The 15,643-nt window shown below is 66.2% G+C and carries 16 protein-coding genes; 6 read left to right on the plus strand and 10 right to left on the minus strand.

Features of this window, described 5'->3' with window-relative positions; translation table 11 throughout:
• Positions 1 to 170: 170 nt before the first annotated feature.
• The 5 genes from QX204_RS20810 to QX204_RS20830 all read right to left on the minus strand — a co-directional run bounded on the left by QX204_RS20810 (position 171) and on the right by QX204_RS20830 (position 5,271).
• The gene (locus QX204_RS20810; RefSeq protein ID WP_301901635.1) at positions 171 to 1,643 is read right to left on the minus strand and encodes a glyceraldehyde-3-phosphate dehydrogenase; all 1,473 of its coding nucleotides are present in this window, start codon (positions 1,641 to 1,643) and stop codon (positions 171 to 173) included.
• A 136-nt stretch (positions 1,644 to 1,779) separates the two neighbouring features.
• Positions 1,780 to 1,926, minus strand: coding sequence for a hypothetical protein (locus tag QX204_RS20815; protein ID WP_301901636.1), 147 nt, complete (start codon positions 1,924 to 1,926; stop codon positions 1,780 to 1,782).
• A 34-nt stretch (positions 1,927 to 1,960) separates the two neighbouring features.
• A complete protein-coding gene (locus QX204_RS20820) occupies positions 1,961 to 2,554 on the minus strand; it encodes a hypothetical protein (protein ID WP_301901637.1) in 594 nt (197 codons plus the stop codon).
• A gap of 74 nt (positions 2,555 to 2,628) precedes the next feature.
• Positions 2,629 to 3,075 (minus strand): DUF5990 family protein, encoded by a 447-nt coding sequence (locus tag QX204_RS20825; protein WP_301901638.1) that lies wholly within the window; start codon positions 3,073 to 3,075, stop codon positions 2,629 to 2,631.
• A 90-nt stretch (positions 3,076 to 3,165) separates the two neighbouring features.
• Positions 3,166 to 5,271, minus strand: a complete 2,106-nt coding sequence (locus tag QX204_RS20830; RefSeq protein ID WP_301901640.1) for an MMPL family transporter — start codon at positions 5,269 to 5,271, stop codon at positions 3,166 to 3,168.
• 92 nt (positions 5,272 to 5,363) lie between these two features.
• Between QX204_RS20830 and QX204_RS20835 the strand changes: the two genes are divergently transcribed.
• From QX204_RS20835 to QX204_RS20855, 5 genes are all read left to right on the plus strand, one after another.
• Positions 5,364 to 5,879: a MarR family winged helix-turn-helix transcriptional regulator gene (locus QX204_RS20835; RefSeq protein ID WP_301901642.1), complete on the plus strand. Its 516-nt coding sequence runs from the start codon at positions 5,364 to 5,366 to the stop codon at positions 5,877 to 5,879.
• 471 nt (positions 5,880 to 6,350) lie between these two features.
• Entirely contained in the window at positions 6,351 to 6,785 is a 435-nt protein-coding gene (locus tag QX204_RS20840; RefSeq protein ID WP_301901644.1) for a DUF7144 family membrane protein, read from the plus strand.
• 65 nt (positions 6,786 to 6,850) lie between these two features.
• A complete protein-coding gene (locus QX204_RS20845; protein WP_301901646.1) occupies positions 6,851 to 7,978 on the plus strand; it encodes a carboxylate-amine ligase in 1,128 nt (375 codons plus the stop codon).
• 34 nt (positions 7,979 to 8,012) lie between these two features.
• Positions 8,013 to 8,264, plus strand: coding sequence for a three-helix bundle dimerization domain-containing protein (locus QX204_RS20850; protein WP_367620139.1), 252 nt, complete (start codon positions 8,013 to 8,015; stop codon positions 8,262 to 8,264).
• A gap of 129 nt (positions 8,265 to 8,393) precedes the next feature.
• Complete coding sequence (locus QX204_RS20855) at positions 8,394 to 10,094, plus strand: SulP family inorganic anion transporter (protein ID WP_301901648.1); 1,701 nt, start codon at positions 8,394 to 8,396, stop codon at positions 10,092 to 10,094.
• 31 nt (positions 10,095 to 10,125) lie between these two features.
• Here QX204_RS20855 and QX204_RS20860 read toward each other — a convergent pair whose 3' ends face one another.
• The 4 genes from QX204_RS20860 to QX204_RS20875 all read right to left on the minus strand — a co-directional run bounded on the left by QX204_RS20860 (position 10,126) and on the right by QX204_RS20875 (position 13,126).
• The gene (locus QX204_RS20860) at positions 10,126 to 10,947 is read right to left on the minus strand and encodes a class II glutamine amidotransferase (RefSeq protein ID WP_301901650.1); all 822 of its coding nucleotides are present in this window, start codon (positions 10,945 to 10,947) and stop codon (positions 10,126 to 10,128) included.
• A gap of 71 nt (positions 10,948 to 11,018) precedes the next feature.
• Positions 11,019 to 11,702, minus strand: coding sequence for a pterin-binding domain-containing protein (locus QX204_RS20865; protein WP_301901652.1), 684 nt, complete (start codon positions 11,700 to 11,702; stop codon positions 11,019 to 11,021).
• Between the two features lie 88 nt (positions 11,703 to 11,790).
• Positions 11,791 to 12,534 carry a maleate cis-trans isomerase family protein gene (locus QX204_RS20870; protein WP_301901654.1) on the minus strand — a complete coding sequence of 248 codons (744 nt, stop codon included), beginning with the start codon at positions 12,532 to 12,534 and terminating at the stop codon, positions 11,791 to 11,793.
• A 10-nt stretch (positions 12,535 to 12,544) separates the two neighbouring features.
• On the minus strand, positions 12,545 to 13,126 hold the full coding sequence (locus QX204_RS20875) for a TetR/AcrR family transcriptional regulator (RefSeq protein WP_301901656.1): 582 nt from the start codon (positions 13,124 to 13,126) through the stop codon (positions 12,545 to 12,547).
• 83 nt (positions 13,127 to 13,209) lie between these two features.
• On the opposite strand from QX204_RS20875, the gene QX204_RS20880 reads away from it, so the two are divergent.
• Positions 13,210 to 14,103, plus strand: a complete 894-nt coding sequence (locus tag QX204_RS20880) for a DUF4437 domain-containing protein (protein ID WP_301901657.1) — start codon at positions 13,210 to 13,212, stop codon at positions 14,101 to 14,103.
• 31 nt (positions 14,104 to 14,134) lie between these two features.
• Here QX204_RS20880 and QX204_RS20885 read toward each other — a convergent pair whose 3' ends face one another.
• Positions 14,135 to 15,604: a dihydroorotase gene (locus QX204_RS20885; protein ID WP_301901658.1), complete on the minus strand. Its 1,470-nt coding sequence runs from the start codon at positions 15,602 to 15,604 to the stop codon at positions 14,135 to 14,137.
• Positions 15,605 to 15,643: the final 39 nt, after the last annotated feature.

Consider the following 15,643-nt stretch of genomic DNA (forward strand, 5'->3'; position numbering starts at 1 on the left):
CTCAACGGCCCGGGCGCAGAACGCCCTTTCGACTCGATGTCATGTCGCCAGTATGCACAACAACGCGCGACCCGACAAGCGGTGAGGCTCGAGTCGCGCGGTCTACCACCGAGCCGACGAGGCGGGCGGGCCCTGGTCAGCAACCAGATGCCCGCCCTACCGAATCGTCGTTATCGCGCGTCGGTCAGCTCGCGCGCGTCGGACTGCGCACCCAGCTGCGGGTAGGTCGGGTACTCGATGCCCGAGATGTACTGCACGGTCCGCACGACCTGGCACGAGTAGCCGAATTCGTTGTCGTACCAGACGTAGAGGATCGCGGTGTCGCCCTCGACGATGGTGGCGTTGGCGTCGATGATCGAGGCCGCGCGCGAGCCGATGAAGTCGCTCGAGACCGCGTCGGTGGCGGCGGTGTAGTCGAGGTTGCGGCTCAACGGGCCCGCCAGGGATACCTGACGCAGGTAGGCGAGCACGTCTTCCTTGGTCGTGTCCTGCTTCAGCTGCAGGTTCAAGATCGCGACCGAGACGTCGGGGGTGGGAACGCGGATCGAGTTGCCGGTGATCTTGGCCTTGAAGTCCGGCATCGCCTTAGCCACCGCGGAGGCGGCGCCGGTCTCGGTGAGCACCAGGTTGAACGGCGCGGAGCGGCCGCGACGGTCGGCCTTGTGGTAGTTGTCGAGCAGGTTCTGGTCGTTGGTGAACGAGTGCACCGTCTCGACGTGTCCGCGAACGATGCCGAATTCGTCGTCCATGGCCTTGAGCGGCGGCACGATCGCGTTGGTCGTGCAGGAGGCGCAGGAGTAGATCTGCTGCGACAGGTCCAGGTCGCGGTGGTTCACGCCGTGCACGATGTTGGGCACGTCACCCTTGCCCGGCGCGGTGAGCACCACCTTCGCGATGCCGGGGCGCAGGTGCTGCTCCAGACCGTCGCGGTCACGCCAGCGACCGGTGTTGTCGATCAGGATCGCGTTGTCGATGCCGTAGGCGGTGTAGTCGATCGTCGTCGGGTCATCGCTGTAGATGAACTTGATGACGTTGCCGTTCGCGGTGATCGTGTCGTTGTCCGCGTCGACCTTGATCGTGCCGTTGAAGTGCCCGTGCACCGAATCCCGGCGCAGCAGCGACGCCCGCTTGGCCAGGTCGTCGTCACCGCCCCGGCGCACCACCACCGCGCGCAGGCTCAGCCCGTTGCCCGACCCGGCCTTCTCGATGAGCAGCCGGGTGACCAGGCGCCCGATCCGCCCAAACCCGTAGAGCACCACATCGCGCGGTCCCTGCGAAACGGCCTTGTTGCTGTCGCTCACCTCGGCCAGCACCGAGGTGGTGTACTCCTCGACCGAGAGCCCCCGCTCATCGGCGTGATAGGCCATCACGAGCTGACCCAGGTCGATCTTGCACGGTCCCAGATCCAACCGGCTGATCACCTGAAGGAACGGCAGCGTCTCGTCCACCGACAGCTCTTCGCCGCCGATCTGGCGCGCGAAGCGATGCGTCCGCAGGATGCTGATCACCGACTTGTTCACCAGCGACCGGCTGTGCAGCAGAATCGTCACACCCTTGCTGCGGTACAACGTCCCGATGATCGGAATCATCGCCTCAGCAGCAGCTTCCTGAGCGTTCCAGCGATCAAGTTGTTCGGTAGTCAACACACGTCCTCTGGTTCATCGATATTTCCGCTGCATCGATGCTAGTGAGCGCAGAATTTTCACCGTTGACCACTCCCCACCGGTGAGATCGGCGTCGCACCCAGCCGGCACGAGCACCGACGTCACGACGGTTCGCTCAGGGCCCGACATCCCATGCCAGCCGGGACAGATCCGGATGCGGCGAGGACCGCAACCGATCGAGAAGTGTGACGGCCGCCACCCTCGCCGGTGACCGCGCGATCAGCACCTCGATCGCGGGAAGCGCCACACCGGAGCTCCGCATGCCATGACTGCCCGCAGCACCAGGTGGCCTCGAATCAGAATTTGCCCGTGTGGTGTGCGGTCCGGTGGCCCAGCTGGGCGGTGAACTCGGTGATGAAGTCGTCGGTCAGGGGTGGCCAGCCCCAGAAGTCGAAGGCGAGGGTGCCGAGGGCGAAATCGTCGGCCCATCGCCAGGTGGTGATCGGGCTCGCTGTGGTGCAAGATGCGCAGGTTGCCGAGCCTTCCCCGGATTCGATCCAGGCGTCGATCGCATCCGAAAATGGTTGCCACACTGCGGGATCGGCTTCCCACGCCTGCGGGTAGTCGATGATCACGGTGGTCGCCGCGCAGTGGGGACAGATCGCGGCGGCCGGTTCGATGTCACCCTGGCCCGCGTAGTGGGCGTTCCTGCCGACGATCACGGCGACCGGCGCGGGGATCCAGTCCTCGCCCCAGTTCTGGGTGATCTCAGCCCAATCCGGGCCCGCCACATACCCTTCGTCGACCTGGAGGCTGTACATCGCCTCGCGCGAGGTTTCCCGAAGCAGCCATCGCCGCGACACCATCCAGTCGACCATCCGCTCCGCCGACGCACCCGCGTCCGCGTCCGCCACTTCGAGGTCGACGATCCGTTCGAAGAAATCACCCACGCCCGCATCCTGCCACCGGGGACCGACCTTGTCTGCGGCCTGTCCGCACCCGACGATCGGGGCGGGCATCGCGGTCAGGTCGCGGCAGTCCAGCGGATCTGGGCTGGTTTCACCCTCGCGCACACCGGGTTTCCGGTCGTATCGGTGAGACCGAGTCGAGCCTCGAGCACTCCCGATTCCGTCGCGGCAGCCAGAACCTCGGCAGGCACGTCGGCGAGCATCAGTTTGGCCCGCCGGAACATGGTGAGCATTCCGGCGTCGTCGATGGTGCCCCAGCTGAGATAGAGGAAGCGCTCCCCTGGTCGGCCTTGGATGTAGGGTCCGCGGACATCGTTGCCGCCGTCGACGGTGCATTCCACAGTCCACGTGACGGAATCCGCGTCGCCACGCTGCGGGTCGAGCAACTCCTGCGGACGATTCTTCCGCTGCACGCCCACGTGGATGTTCGAGTACGCCGTCTCGATCCCCGGCGGTCGGCAGGACAACCCCGGCAGCTGCGTCCCCACGATTCGGATGAGCATCCGACCATCCTCGCGCATCCGACCGATCGAAGGACAGCGTCCGGTCGTGTTCGCCACGTGGGTGCCGAACACGACCGGACGCGGTGACGATCAGCTCACGTCGGCTGTTTTCCTCGAAGCAGGTGTCGTCGCCGCAGCTTTCGCCGGCGCTGCCGGCCACCACACCTTGTCGCCGAGCAGCGCGAACAGCGCGGGGACGACCAACGTCCGCACCACGAACGTGTCGAGCAGGATGCCGATTCCGACCACGATGCCCAGCTGGGTCAGGGTGATCAACGGCAACACACCGAGAACACAGAACACCGCGGCGAGGACGACACCGGCACTGGTGATGACAGCCCCGGTCGAGGCGACAGCGCGAACCATCCCCTGGGTGGTGCCGTGCGTACCCGCCTCCTCGCGCGCCCTGGTCACCAGGAAGATCGTGTAGTCCACACCCAGCGCGACCAGGAACAGGAAGCCGAACAGCGGCACGTTGGTGTCCAGCGCGGGGAAGCCGAAGACCGTGTCACTGATCCAGCTGCCCGCGCCGAGCGCGGCGACCGCGCTGAGCACCGTGACGCCGACGAGCAGCACGGCGGCGGGCACCGCGCGCAGGAGTGCCAGCAACACCAGCAGCACGACGGCGAGAATCAGCGGAATGACCAGCGCCTGGTCTCGGCGGGCGGCGTCGCGGATGTCGAGCGCCTCGGCGTCGGAACCGCCGACGAGGGCCTCGGCTCCGGGAACCGCGCCGACCGCGGTCCTGATCGCCGAGATGGTGGTGAACGCTTCCACCGAACCCGGTGCGGCGTTCAGAACGACCGACCACCGTGTCGAACCACCCTGGGAGGTGCCGGTGGCGGTGGCGCGTGAAACGCCCTCCACACCGTCCAGTGCCGCCTGTGTCTGCGCGGTGGTCGCACTGCGCGCGATCACCACAGCCGGATCCGACGAGCCCGACGGGAAGTGCTCGGCCATCGTCTCCAGTCCGTCGACCGACTCGGCCTCGACCCGGAACTGCTCGGTCCGCGAGAGACCGATGTCGGTGGTCGCGAGCCCGGTCGCGAAGACGATCAGCACCGCCGAGGCCGCCCCGGCGACGACGGCAGGGCGTCGCACGACCTGCGTCGCGACATTCGCCCAGACGCCCTGATCGGCCGTATCGCGACCGTCCGCCGGCGGCACGAACGGCCAGAACACCCGCCGCCCGCACAGTGCCAGCAGGGGCGGCAGCGCGGCGAGCACGAAGATCAGCGCGACCACGAGACCGGCCGCGGCGAACGCGCCGAGGCTACGAGTGTTGGGCAGCAGCGCCAACAGCAGGGTGAGCAGGGCGAGGACAACGGTGACGTTGCTGGCGACGATGGCGGGCGCGGCACGACGCACCGCGGCGCGCAACGCCGCGCGATGGTCGGTGTGCCGATGCAGTTCGTCGCGGTATCGCGACACCAACAGCAACGCGTAATTGGTTCCCGCACCGAAGACCAGAACGCTGGTGATGCCGGAAGTCGAGCCGTCGAAAGAGAGTCCGGTCACGTCGGCCAGCAGCGTGCCGACGCTGGTGGCGACGCGGTCGGCGAAGGCGACCACCGTCAACGGCACCAGCCACAACACCGGCGAGCGATAGGTGACGATGAGCAAGACCATCACCACGATCGCGGTGACGATCAGCAACAGCGAGTTCGCACCGGAGAAGGAGTCGGCGATGTCGGCGCCGAACGCCGGGCCGCCGGTGATCTGCACGCGCAGGGTATCGGGTAGATCGGTGGTGACCTGGGTGCGCAGTTCACCGATCCGGTCGGTGAGCGCGAACCCGTTGAGCTGCGCGGACACCGGGATCTGGGCGAGCACGGCACGCCCGTCGGGAGCCGGGATCACCCGGGCGCCGTCGGTCGGCGAGACACCGACCCTGGTGAGCGCCGCGTTCACCGCAGCGAGGTCGCCGGGCGTCAGCGTGCCGTCGTCGGTACGCGTCGCCACCAGGATCGCCGCGGCCGTTCCGGCATCGGGGAAGGTGGCGGCGGCTTCGGCGGCCAAGGCCGATTCCGCCGACCGGGGCAGGGACACCGGCGCCTGGCCCGCACTGTCGTTGCTGCCCGCCAGCCCCATCACGGCCATGGCGGCCGCGACGACAATCAGCAGCACCGCCCACGATCGTCTGCCGGTGACCAGCCCGGCGAAGCGGTCCCATCCGTTTCCGTTCCTCACTCGCATCACAAGAAAATCATTTCAGAAACTTAAGCAATCGGCAAAGCCGGTGGTTGTGGCAGCTAAGCTCTCTGTCGAGCAGAGACAGGAGATCGCGCGTGGATGACGACACCGCCGACACAGAACCAGCCGTCGGTCGGCCGGAGTTGGAGACCGAGATAGCCAGGGATCTCCGTGCCTTGACCGCGATCTCCGAACAGATCGGGCACGTCTTCGCGCGATCGCACGACCTGCGCCCGAACGATTTCCGCGCCCTGATGCATGTCGCGACAGCCGACGCGGAGGGCTCGCCGGTGAGTGCGGGCCAGTTGAGCAAGTTGATGGGCGTCTCCGCACCGGCCGTCACCTACCTGGTCGAGCGCATGATCGAATCCGGCCATCTCGAACGCATGTCCGACCCGACGGACCGACGCCGAGTCAACCTGAGCTATACCGACCACGGCATGTCGGTCGCGTCCGGATTCTTCGGACCGCTCAGCGCCCGCACCCGCGCCGCGCTGGCCGCGCTGCCCGACGCCGACCTGACCGCCGCCCACCGCGTACTCGTCGGCGTCACCTCCGCACTCCGCGAGTTCTACGCCGAACTACCGACATCGGGCAATCCCGCCGAATAAGCACCTTCAGCATCCGAGGCAATTACCCGGCAATCGATTCGATCGATCGTCAGCCTCGGTCGATCCGGGTCGTCGCCCCACTTCGGGTCGCGACGGTGACACCTTGTGAACACCCATCCTTACCAGCCAACAGCCGGTCCCCCGATCGCATTCACCTTTCGCAATTGCACCGCATCTTGTTAAAAGGAATCCACTCCGGTAAACTCTGAGCAACCCTACGAATGCGGATACTGCACCCCCGCAGACAATTTCGCTGGGCATGCGATTCTCGATGATGCACCACGACACCGAGCGAAATACTCGCGCGCGAAAAAGAGGGAGCATCACCCTCGTCGTCACAACCACCACCACCGGTGGTCCACTGGCAAATGGATTCGAACATGTAGAAGTTTCGACAGGACCTGCATTCCATTCAACGGCGGATCGCTTGGTGTCGAGTGGGCGGTCCTCCGCATCACCGAGGAGTCGACCATGACCACCGGCAACCCGTCTACGGTGCACAACATCACGCCCGAGGCCGAGCCCTTCCAGCGGCAGGCCATCGCCGAGGGGATATCCATCTCCGCCGCGTTCATGCTCATCATCTTGGCGGCGGTCTCGATTCTGCAGGGGATCTCCGCGATCGCGGACGACCAGCTGTATGTCGCCGGCATCGAATACGTCTACGAGTTCGACACCACGACGTGGGGCTGGGTTCACGTCGTGCTCGGCGCGCTCGCGCTGATCTGCGGCGTCGGCCTCGCGGTCGGATCGACGTGGGGTCGCTACAGCGCGCTGGGAATCGCCGCGTTGGTCATTGTCGCGAACTTCATGTCGCTGCCGTACTACCCGGCATGGTCCATCGTGATCATCGCGCTGAGTGTCGTGATCATCTGGGCTGTCTCCACCTGGCGACCCGAACGCTGAGTCCTCCTCGGATGTCTCCCCGATAGCTCGTCCATCGGGGAGCGAGGCGCCGACCAGGAGGAACGATGGCGTCCCTGTCGATCGACCGACGCGATCGGTTGCACCCCGACGATGTCCGCGCGTACACCGTCGGCGTCGAGGAAGAGTTCGTGCTGATCGACCCGGCCACCGGATGCCCGTCCCTGACCAACACCACCGTGGCGGCAGCCGAGACCGACATCGATGTGCAGCTGGAGCTCTCGCAATGCCAGATCGAAACCTGCACTCCCGTCTGCGCGAGCATCGAGGCGGTACATCGCGAGGTCCGACGGGCCAGGGTCGCGATCAGCGCCGCGGCGGCTCGGTCCGGTTCGCTTCCGTTGGCGGTGGGGGTGCCGATCTGGGGCCCGCCTGCCGGTTCCATCACCGAGACGCCGAGAAACCGGCGCATGGCCGAACACTTCGGGGCGCTGGCCGATCAGGTGACCTGCGGTTGCCACGTCCATGTCTGCGTCCCCGAGCGCGACCTCGCGGTGCAGGTCAGCAATCATCTGCGTCCATGGCTGCCCGCGCTGCTGGCGTTGACAGCGAATTCGCCGATCGCCGAGGGCATCGATACCGGGCACGCGAGTTGGCGCCATATGGTGTGGGCGCAGTGGCCGAGCGCGGGCCCACCACCGCATTTCCGGTCAGCGGCCCACTATGACGACATCGTCGCGGGCCTCGCCGAGGACGGACACATTCTCGACCCCGCGATGGTCTATTGGGATGTGCGATTGTCCGCGCACCTGCCGACCATCGAGATCCGAATCAGCGACGTGCCCGCCACCGTCGTGGAAACCGCCCTGTTGGCGAGTTTCGTGCGGGCCCTCGTGGTCACCTCGGTCGCTGCCATCGACAGTGGGCAACTCGCCGTTCCGATCGCCCGCACGCGCCTGCGCTCAGCGTGCAGCTACGCCGCCCGCGACGGGCTCTCCGGCACTCGATTCCCCACAGCCCTCACTCAGCTGCTCTGCCACGTCCGTTGCGCCCTGGAGGAATCCGGTGACTACGAATTCACCCGCGACGCGTTGGCGGAGGTACTCACCAGTGGCAACGGCGCCGTCCGGCAACGCGGTGCCCTGGTGGCCGGCGGCCCGGCCGCCGTCGTGGATGTGCTCTCGCGCCTGACCGTCGAAGGGTGCGAAGCCGACGATTCCCAGCGGGCGATATGACCAGACCGGTGAGTCCTGAACGAGCAGGCGGTGGATGATGCGCGACGACAACGAAGCTGTGCAGATCGATCAGGTGATCGAACGCCTGATCGCCCGATTCCCCGCGGAGTCACCGGCGGAGATCGAACTGCTGGTGCGGCGTATCCATGAACGGTTCGCCGATGCCCGTGTCCGCGATTTCATTCCGCTGCTCGTCGAAAAGGCCGCTCGGCAAGCTGTCGGCGTCTACCCGGTCGAGGTCGCAGGCGAGGACCCGCACAGCGTCCCGTCGATGGCTACGATCTAGTGGAACCGCCTACCCTGCCGAAGGGTCCCCATTGAGAGAAGGACGGCCCGCTATGGCCGCGCACACAATGCACGCAGACCCGGCGGCCACCGCCTCCGGCCGCGCACGAGTGCGCTGAGGCACCCGACCATGTCGTGGAAGGACCGCGTCACCGCGTTACCCGGGATCGCGACAGCCCTCGGATATCGCCGTGCGTGGCTGCGAGCCGATATCACCGCGGGCCTCGTCCTGACCGCGTTGTTGATCCCCGCCGGTATGGGCTACGCCGAAGCAGCGGGACTTCCCGCGTACGCGGGTCTCTACGCGACCATCGTGCCGTTGTTGGCCTACGCGGTGGTCGGGCCGTCCAGAATCCTTGTGCTCGGCCCGGATTCCTCCCTCGCCCCGCTGATCGCGGCCGCGGTGCTACCGCTGGCCGCCGTCGACGATCCCGACCGTGCACTGGCGCTGGCGGGAGTCCTCGCCGTTCTCGTCGGGCTCATCCTGCTCGTCGGTGGATTCCTTCGGCTCGGGTTCGTCACCGAACTGCTGTCCAAACCCATCCGGCTCGGCTACCTGAACGCGATCGCGCTCATCGTCGTCGTCGGGCAACTTCCCAAACTGCTCGGCTTCTCCGTGGACGCCACCGGCGTGCTCGCCGAAATCGCCGAGATCGGGCAGTCCGTCGTCCACAGCGATATCGATCCCGTGGCGGCCGGTATCGGCATCGGCACGCTCGCTGTCATCGTGGCCTTCCGGTGGTGGCTGCCCGCGGTACCGGGAGTGCTGGTCGCGGTCGCGGGCGCGATCGTGATCTCGGCCGCCGCCGGACTCACCGACGACATCGGCATGGTCGGCGCCCTGCCCGAAGGCCTGCCGCTGCCTTCCATCGGCGGCATCGACTGGGACGACATCGTGCATCTGATCGGACCCGCGGCGGGGATAGCGTTGATCGCGTTCGCCGACAGCGGCGTGCTGTCGCGGACCTTCGCTTCGCGGCACGGCGAAGATGTCAACGGCAGCACCGAGATGAAGGCGATCGGCGTCGCCAATGTGGCGGGCGGCCTGTTCGGTGGATTTCCCGTCTCCGCGAGCGGATCGCGAACTCCGGTCGCCGAACAGAGCGGCGCCCGTACCCAATTGGCGGGTGTCGTCGGCGCACTCGCTGTTCTGCTCTTCGTGCTGCTCGCCCCCGGGCTCACCGCGTACCTGCCCGACGCCACCCTCGGGGCGGTCGTGATCGTCGCGGCCACCGCGTTGATCGATATCCCCGGCATGGTCCGGATGTGGCACATGAGTTCGGTGGAATTCGCCCTCGCGACAGCCGCGTTCGTCGGAGTCGCGTTGGTCGGCGTATTGCAGGGCATTGTCGTCGCGATCGGTCTGTCCTTCGTCGCGGTGGTCGCGCGGGCCTGGCAGCCCTACCGCACCGAACTCGTCCGGACGTCGGACCGTCCCGGCTATCACGACGTCGAGCGCCACCCCGACGGGCAGCGCATCCCGGGCCTGGTGCTGGTGCGGTTCGACGCACCCCTGTTCTTCGCCAACGGACAGATCTTCGACGAGTATGTTCGCTCGGTCGTCGCCGAGGCTCCGCCCCCGATCGAATGGGTCATCATCGCCGCCGAACCCATCACCGATCTGGATACGACGGCCGTCGACGAACTCGTCGATCTCGACAATTACCTCGCGGGCAAAGCAATTCAATTGAAATTCGCAGAAATGAAGGGACCGATCAAAGACAAGCTGATCCGCTTCGGCGTCGGCGATCGGTTCGACCGGACGCACTTCTATCCCACCGTCGAAGCCGCGGTCGACGCTTTCCACCATCGAACCGACGCGGACAGTTGATCCGCCGCCGCGACTGATCGATCCCGCGAACTCAGCCCGGCGAAACGGGCTGGAAATCCACCAGTTCGTCCGCCCCGGCCCGCACTGTTCCGGCACAGGATTCGGGTATTTCGTTCCAGGCGCCGGGAAGGTCGCGCAGTGGTTCCGACACCACGAAACGGGTCTGGTCGCCGAGGCGGTGCAAGACGTCCACCTCCGGGTGCAGGGCCCGCAGGTCAGCGATCCTTGTCGAGAAGAACAGCGATCTGGACTGTCGTTCACTCGAGTAACGGAAGACCCACAGGGATTTTCCATCGGTCGTCGCGACGGTCATCTGGACCGGGTTCTCCACCCGGCGCAGGCGACCGACATCTTCGACGAAGCCGACCGCGCGAGCGACGGCGCCGAGGGGATCGTCGGTGAGGCCGAAGGTCAACGCCAGATAGAACAGAGTCTCCGAATCCGTCGATCCTTCGAGGTCGCAGAACAATTCTGGATCGATCGCGGTGACCAGGTCGCGGCGGACCTCACGGAACCCGCGCAGGGCTCCGTTGTGCATCCACAGCCATCGCCCGTGCCGGAACGGATGGCAGTTACTCCGCTGCACCGGTGTCCCGGTCGACGCGCGGATATGGGCGAGCAACATCGACGTCCGGATCTGACCGGCGACCTCACGCAGATTTCGATCGTTCCACGCCGGTTCGACGCTCTTGAATATCGCGGGCTCGTCACCCTCGCCATACCAGCCGATCCCGAAACCGTCGCCGTTGGTCGTTGTCGCTCCGAGGCGTGAATGCAAACTCTGGTCTATCAATGAGTGCCGCGGCTTGAACAACAGTTCTTCAGCGAGAATCGGCTCCCCTGAGTAAGCCATCCATCTGCACATACATCTATTCAAACAGACCGGACCGCCGATGTTAAGAAGACTGGATATCAGGCACTTTTCTACGACATGACCTGCCCGAGCATCACACGCTTCAAATAGGCGTGTGCGACCAGCGTGCAGTAGTGCTGCCCTTTGAACGCCTCCGGGATACCGGGGGTGTCGAAGGGTACGTACAACGCCTTGGACGGGATATGCAGGACTCCGCCGGCATCGACGGTCGTGGTGGGGAATTCGGCGACCCACTCCTGACCGGTCGCCGCGATGGTGTCGGGGTCGATGACGATGTCGCGAGGCTTGTACACCAATGCTTTTCGTTCGTCGTTGGTGAGCTCCTTGGTGACCTCGCGCACCGTCCGCTCGTTGACCTCCGCGCAGGTGCCTTCCTCGCCCGTGACGCGCGCACCGTATTCGACGGCGATGTGATCGGCCGATTTCCCCTTACACCGCACCTGTTTCGGCTGAGTTCTCGCGCTGTCCTCATAGGTTGTGTACCGCGTGGTGGTGAGCGGGCGAAGCTGTGGCTTGGACGCAGCGAAACCGGCCGCGTCCGGATAGTCGACATTGGCGAGGGTTCCACCCTCGTGTTCGAACTTGCGCGGGTGTAGATCCGCGGTCTGCGTCTGCGCGCGAATGCACAGGTTGCCGTAGTCGGTCGGGTCCGCCCCCGCGGGCGCCGCCGAGAGCGGGCTCAGCGCCACAGCGGCCAGGGCGAGTATGGAAACACGCCGAGTTGATACGAACACGCGATTCTCCGTTCCTGGAACAAGCTTTCGTATAGGAAACACCGTTCCAATGAGAGAAACAAGAGCACTCGCGATGTCGCACCGCGGATCAGTACTCGCGCAGCAGCCTGCCCACGCCCTGGGCACGGTCGTCCAGGCCGTGCTCACGCAGTGCGTGCCACAGCGTGGCGGCATTGATGGCGACAACGGGCTTGCCGAGTTCCCGCTCCAGCTGGTCGGCGAGGGCGACGAAGGACAGGTTGGTGCCCACCTGGACGATCGCTTGCACATCCGGTCCGTCGATGTCGGCGACGACCTCGCGTAGCCGGTCGGCCTCGACGCGGGCGATGTCCGTCGCGGTGGCGCAGCGCAGGCCGGTGATCGCGGCAACGTCGAATCCCGCCTCGGTGAAGAACCGGCCGACCTCCCTGTCGGCGATCGGCTGATACGGCGAGAACACCGCGATCCGACGGCAACCGAGTTCACCGAGGGCGGCCCGGCAGGCGCTCGCACCGGTCGTCACGGGCAATCCGGTGCGTTCGCGCAGGCGCTGTTCGAAGGCCGCGTTGCCCGCTACCCCACCCCAGAAGGTCTCGGCGGACATGCCCATCACCAGGCGATCGGGTTCGGCGGTCAGCACATCGCGCACCGCGGTATCGATCGAGGCGCGGATCTGGCCGAGGAGGGCTCGGAAATCCGCGTCGTTGCCCATCACCGGGTTCGGGATGTACATCGATCCCGAACGGTAGGTGATGCCGGGCAGCGCGGCCCGCCAATAGTCGTGTTCGACAACAGTGTTCGTGCTCGGCACGATCACGCCGAAAACGGCTCGGGTGCCGACAGCGTTGCTCATCTGCTCATCCTCAGGAGATCGGGTGCCGCGTCGGACCGGTAGCCCGCGCCAGTAGGTCGTCGACGGCGCGATGCGCCCGGCTCCGATCGGCCGCCCGGTCGAGCAGCAGCGCGTCGACGAGCAACGGCGAGACGATCGCCATGGCGGCCTCCTCGACGTCGCACTCGGCGTCGACAGCGAGCGCGCGGACCGCACGATGGATCGGTGCGAGCAAGTCCATGACGTAACGCTGACGCAGCGGCACGCAGTCCGGATCGGTCGACGAGGCGGTGACGAGCGCGCGCAGGAAGGCGGCAACGGGCTTGTCGCGCAAGCGATCACACAGCAGATCGACTTCGGCGTGCAGGTCGGCGGCCGGGTCACCCGACGGTTGCGGACCCGGGTGCGGGGCGACGGCGATCAGGGCCGCGAGGAAGTCGCGTGGCATCGGCCAGTGCCGGTAGATCGTGGTCCTGGCCACGCCCGTCACCGCGTGCAGACGTTGCGGCGTCAACGCGGCCCCGCCCTCGGTGAGCAGGAGATCCAAGGCCGCGGACAGCACGAGCTGCGCGGTCTCGGCGGCGGGACCGGCTGGGCGTCCTGGCTTGCTCACAGCAATAAACGATACATCTTGTCTTGGTTATTAATAACCAGTACATTCTGTAGTGGAATTACCTTTCGCTTCAGGAGGACCCCATGCGTCCACATGTCGAAATCATCGACGAACGCGATCTGATCCAACACCCCGCCGAGTTCCAGCACGCCACCGGCAGTGCCGAACAACGCAATCTCAGCTACGACGAGGAAGACGGCTCCGCCTCGCTCAAGGTCCGCTTCACCAGCGACTGGTCGCGGCCCGCCGGCGTACACCACGCCGCGACCGAGTGGTACGTGCTGTCCGGCCGGGTCACCATCGGCGATACCGAACTCGGTCCCCACGGTTTCTGGATGGCGCCGACCGGGGTGTGGACCCCGGCCGTCTCCGTGGCCGAGGGGACCGAGATCCTGCTCTTCCGCGAAGGGGGCGACTGGCACTTCGATATCGCCGACGCGGACCGCGATTTCGTCCGCGAAGACCAGAAACTGGTTGTCCTCGACACCGCGGCGATGCCGTGGATCGACGTCAAGGACGGCAGCCCGATGCGCTTCGACCTGGGCGGCACTCCCGTCCCCGGCCTGTACATCAAACTGCTGCAGCGCGATGTGAAAACCGGCTTCTACACCCGTCTCATCAAGGCCAAGCCCGGATGGCGCGAGGAACCCCTCGCCCATCATCCGTGCAGCGAGGAGGCCTACTGCCTCGACGGCGGCTTCGACTACAACTTCGGAAAGATGTGGCCCGGAACCTATTTCTGGCGGCCCGCCCTGATTCGCCACGGCGACTTCACCGCCGACGCCGAACACGGCTGCACCTGGATCGTGCGCTCCGACGCCGATCTCGTCGACTGGTACACCGACAACGCCAAGATCGAGATATCCGGCGACGCGACGAACTGGGGACCCGACTTCGCGCACAGCCTCGCACCACGGCTGGTCGAGCCGGTCCGCTCCCGTTCCATCGGACAGTGGACCGACCCCACGTACCAGTGATACGCGCTCCCGGCGGCACGGTCGGCGCCGATCAGCTGCCGTCCGGGCCGCGCCGCAGATAGCGGCCGTGCGCGGGGCCCTGCAGTTGCCCCTTTCGCACGATGTGGTTTCCGCGCAGGAACACATCGGTGACGCTCGCGGTCATCTCGAAGCCTTCGAAAGGTGTGTATTCCTGGGCGGATTCGGAGTCCGCCGCCCGCACCGTCCATCGCGCGCCGGGGTCGACGAGCACGACATCGGCGTCGTATCCCGCGGCCAGGTGCCCCTTGCGGCTCAGCCCGTACCGACGGGCGGGGTTGGCCGCGGTGAGTTCGGCGATGCGGTTCAGGGACAGGCCACGCTTGCGCCCCTCACCGACCAAGCCGGGAAGCAGATATTCGGCGCCCCCGAAGCCGGATCTGGCGAGGAACACATCCTCGCGATCGGCGCCGAACTTCTGTTCGGCCCGGCAGCACGCGTGATCGCTGACCACCCAGTCGATATCGCCAGCCAGCAGATGCCGCCACAGCGCCTCCACATCGGCGCGCTCACGCAACGGCGGATTCACTTTGCCGCCGATGCTGTGGGCGGTGTCGACATCGGCGAGCAGGTGGCCGATGGTGACCTCGCGACGGAAGTTCACGTTCGGGAACGCCTCGGCCATCGTCAGCGCGGCCGCCACGGCCTTCTCCGACGACAGATGCAGCAGATTGATGTTCGCCAGGCCCGTCTCGTGTGCGAGATAGGAGGCCATCGTGATCGCGAGGCCTTCGGAATGCGCTGGGCGCGAGGCACTGTAGGCGCGCAGGCCGGTCTGCGTGCTGTCCTGCTCGACCAGCGCGGTGTAGGCGGCCATGATCTCGGCGGTCTCGCAGTGCAGCGACAGCGAGATGTGGTCGCCGTACTTCTCGCGGGCGCGCTGGATTCCCCGCATCACGAATTCGAAGTGGGCCAGGTCGTAGCGTTCGGTCGGCGGGATCATCAGGAACTCGGCCTGGTCCGATGATCGGCCGTGCAGGCCGTGGCCGCCGTAGAACATGAAGATCTTGAACGAGGCGATGCCGAATTCCTCGACGAGATAGGAAATTTCGTCGATGTGTTCGGCGGTCATCGGCGCCAGGTGCAGGCCGTAGTCCACCTGGGATCGTCCGGCCATCCGGTCGAGGACCTCGGGGACGAAATCGCGATAGGAACCGCCGCGGTTGAGGTAGTAGCGCCCGGTACGCATGTAGGTCAGCGAGGTGGTGACGCCGCCCTGGGCGCAGGCCCGGCTCTCGCTCTCGGTGTCGGCGGCGAGATCGCGGTAGATCCCCCAGTGCTGATGGGCGTCGACGACGCCGGGGAAGGCGAGCAGGCCGTCGGCATCGATCACCCGCGTGCGGTCGTCGACGGGCAGGTTCGGGCCGATCGCGTCGATCGTGCCCCCGGAAATCGCGATGTCGAGGGGTTCGGGATTCTCCGACGGTGGGCCGTCCGGACGTACCACGCGGGCATTGCGGATCAGCAGTTCGGTCGCGGGCACAGCAAACCTCCAAGTTTCTCTGTGCGAAACAGCATTACC

Source organism: Nocardia sp. PE-7 (assembly GCF_030486425.1).
GTDB lineage: Bacteria > Actinomycetota > Actinomycetes > Mycobacteriales > Mycobacteriaceae > Nocardia > Nocardia salmonicida_A.

Coding starts and splice junctions, on each gene's coding strand:
- QX204_RS20825 (WP_301901638.1), bottom strand. CDS start 3,075: ATGCTCATCCGAATCGTGGGGACGCAGCTGCCGGGGTTGTCCTGCCGA.
- QX204_RS20830 (WP_301901640.1), bottom strand. CDS start 5,271: ATGCGAGTGAGGAACGGAAACGGATGGGACCGCTTCGCCGGGCTGGTC.
- QX204_RS20855 (WP_301901648.1), top strand. CDS start 8,394: ATGTCGTGGAAGGACCGCGTCACCGCGTTACCCGGGATCGCGACAGCC.
- QX204_RS20870 (WP_301901654.1), bottom strand. CDS start 12,534: ATGAGCAACGCTGTCGGCACCCGAGCCGTTTTCGGCGTGATCGTGCCG.
- QX204_RS20880 (WP_301901657.1), top strand. CDS start 13,210: ATGCGTCCACATGTCGAAATCATCGACGAACGCGATCTGATCCAACAC.
- QX204_RS20845 (WP_301901646.1), top strand. CDS start 6,851: ATGGCGTCCCTGTCGATCGACCGACGCGATCGGTTGCACCCCGACGAT.
- QX204_RS20860 (WP_301901650.1), bottom strand. CDS start 10,947: ATGGCTTACTCAGGGGAGCCGATTCTCGCTGAAGAACTGTTGTTCAAG.
- QX204_RS20840 (WP_301901644.1), top strand. CDS start 6,351: ATGACCACCGGCAACCCGTCTACGGTGCACAACATCACGCCCGAGGCC.
- QX204_RS20815 (WP_301901636.1), bottom strand. CDS start 1,926: ATGCGGAGCTCCGGTGTGGCGCTTCCCGCGATCGAGGTGCTGATCGCG.
- QX204_RS20850 (WP_367620139.1), top strand. CDS start 8,013: ATGATGCGCGACGACAACGAAGCTGTGCAGATCGATCAGGTGATCGAA.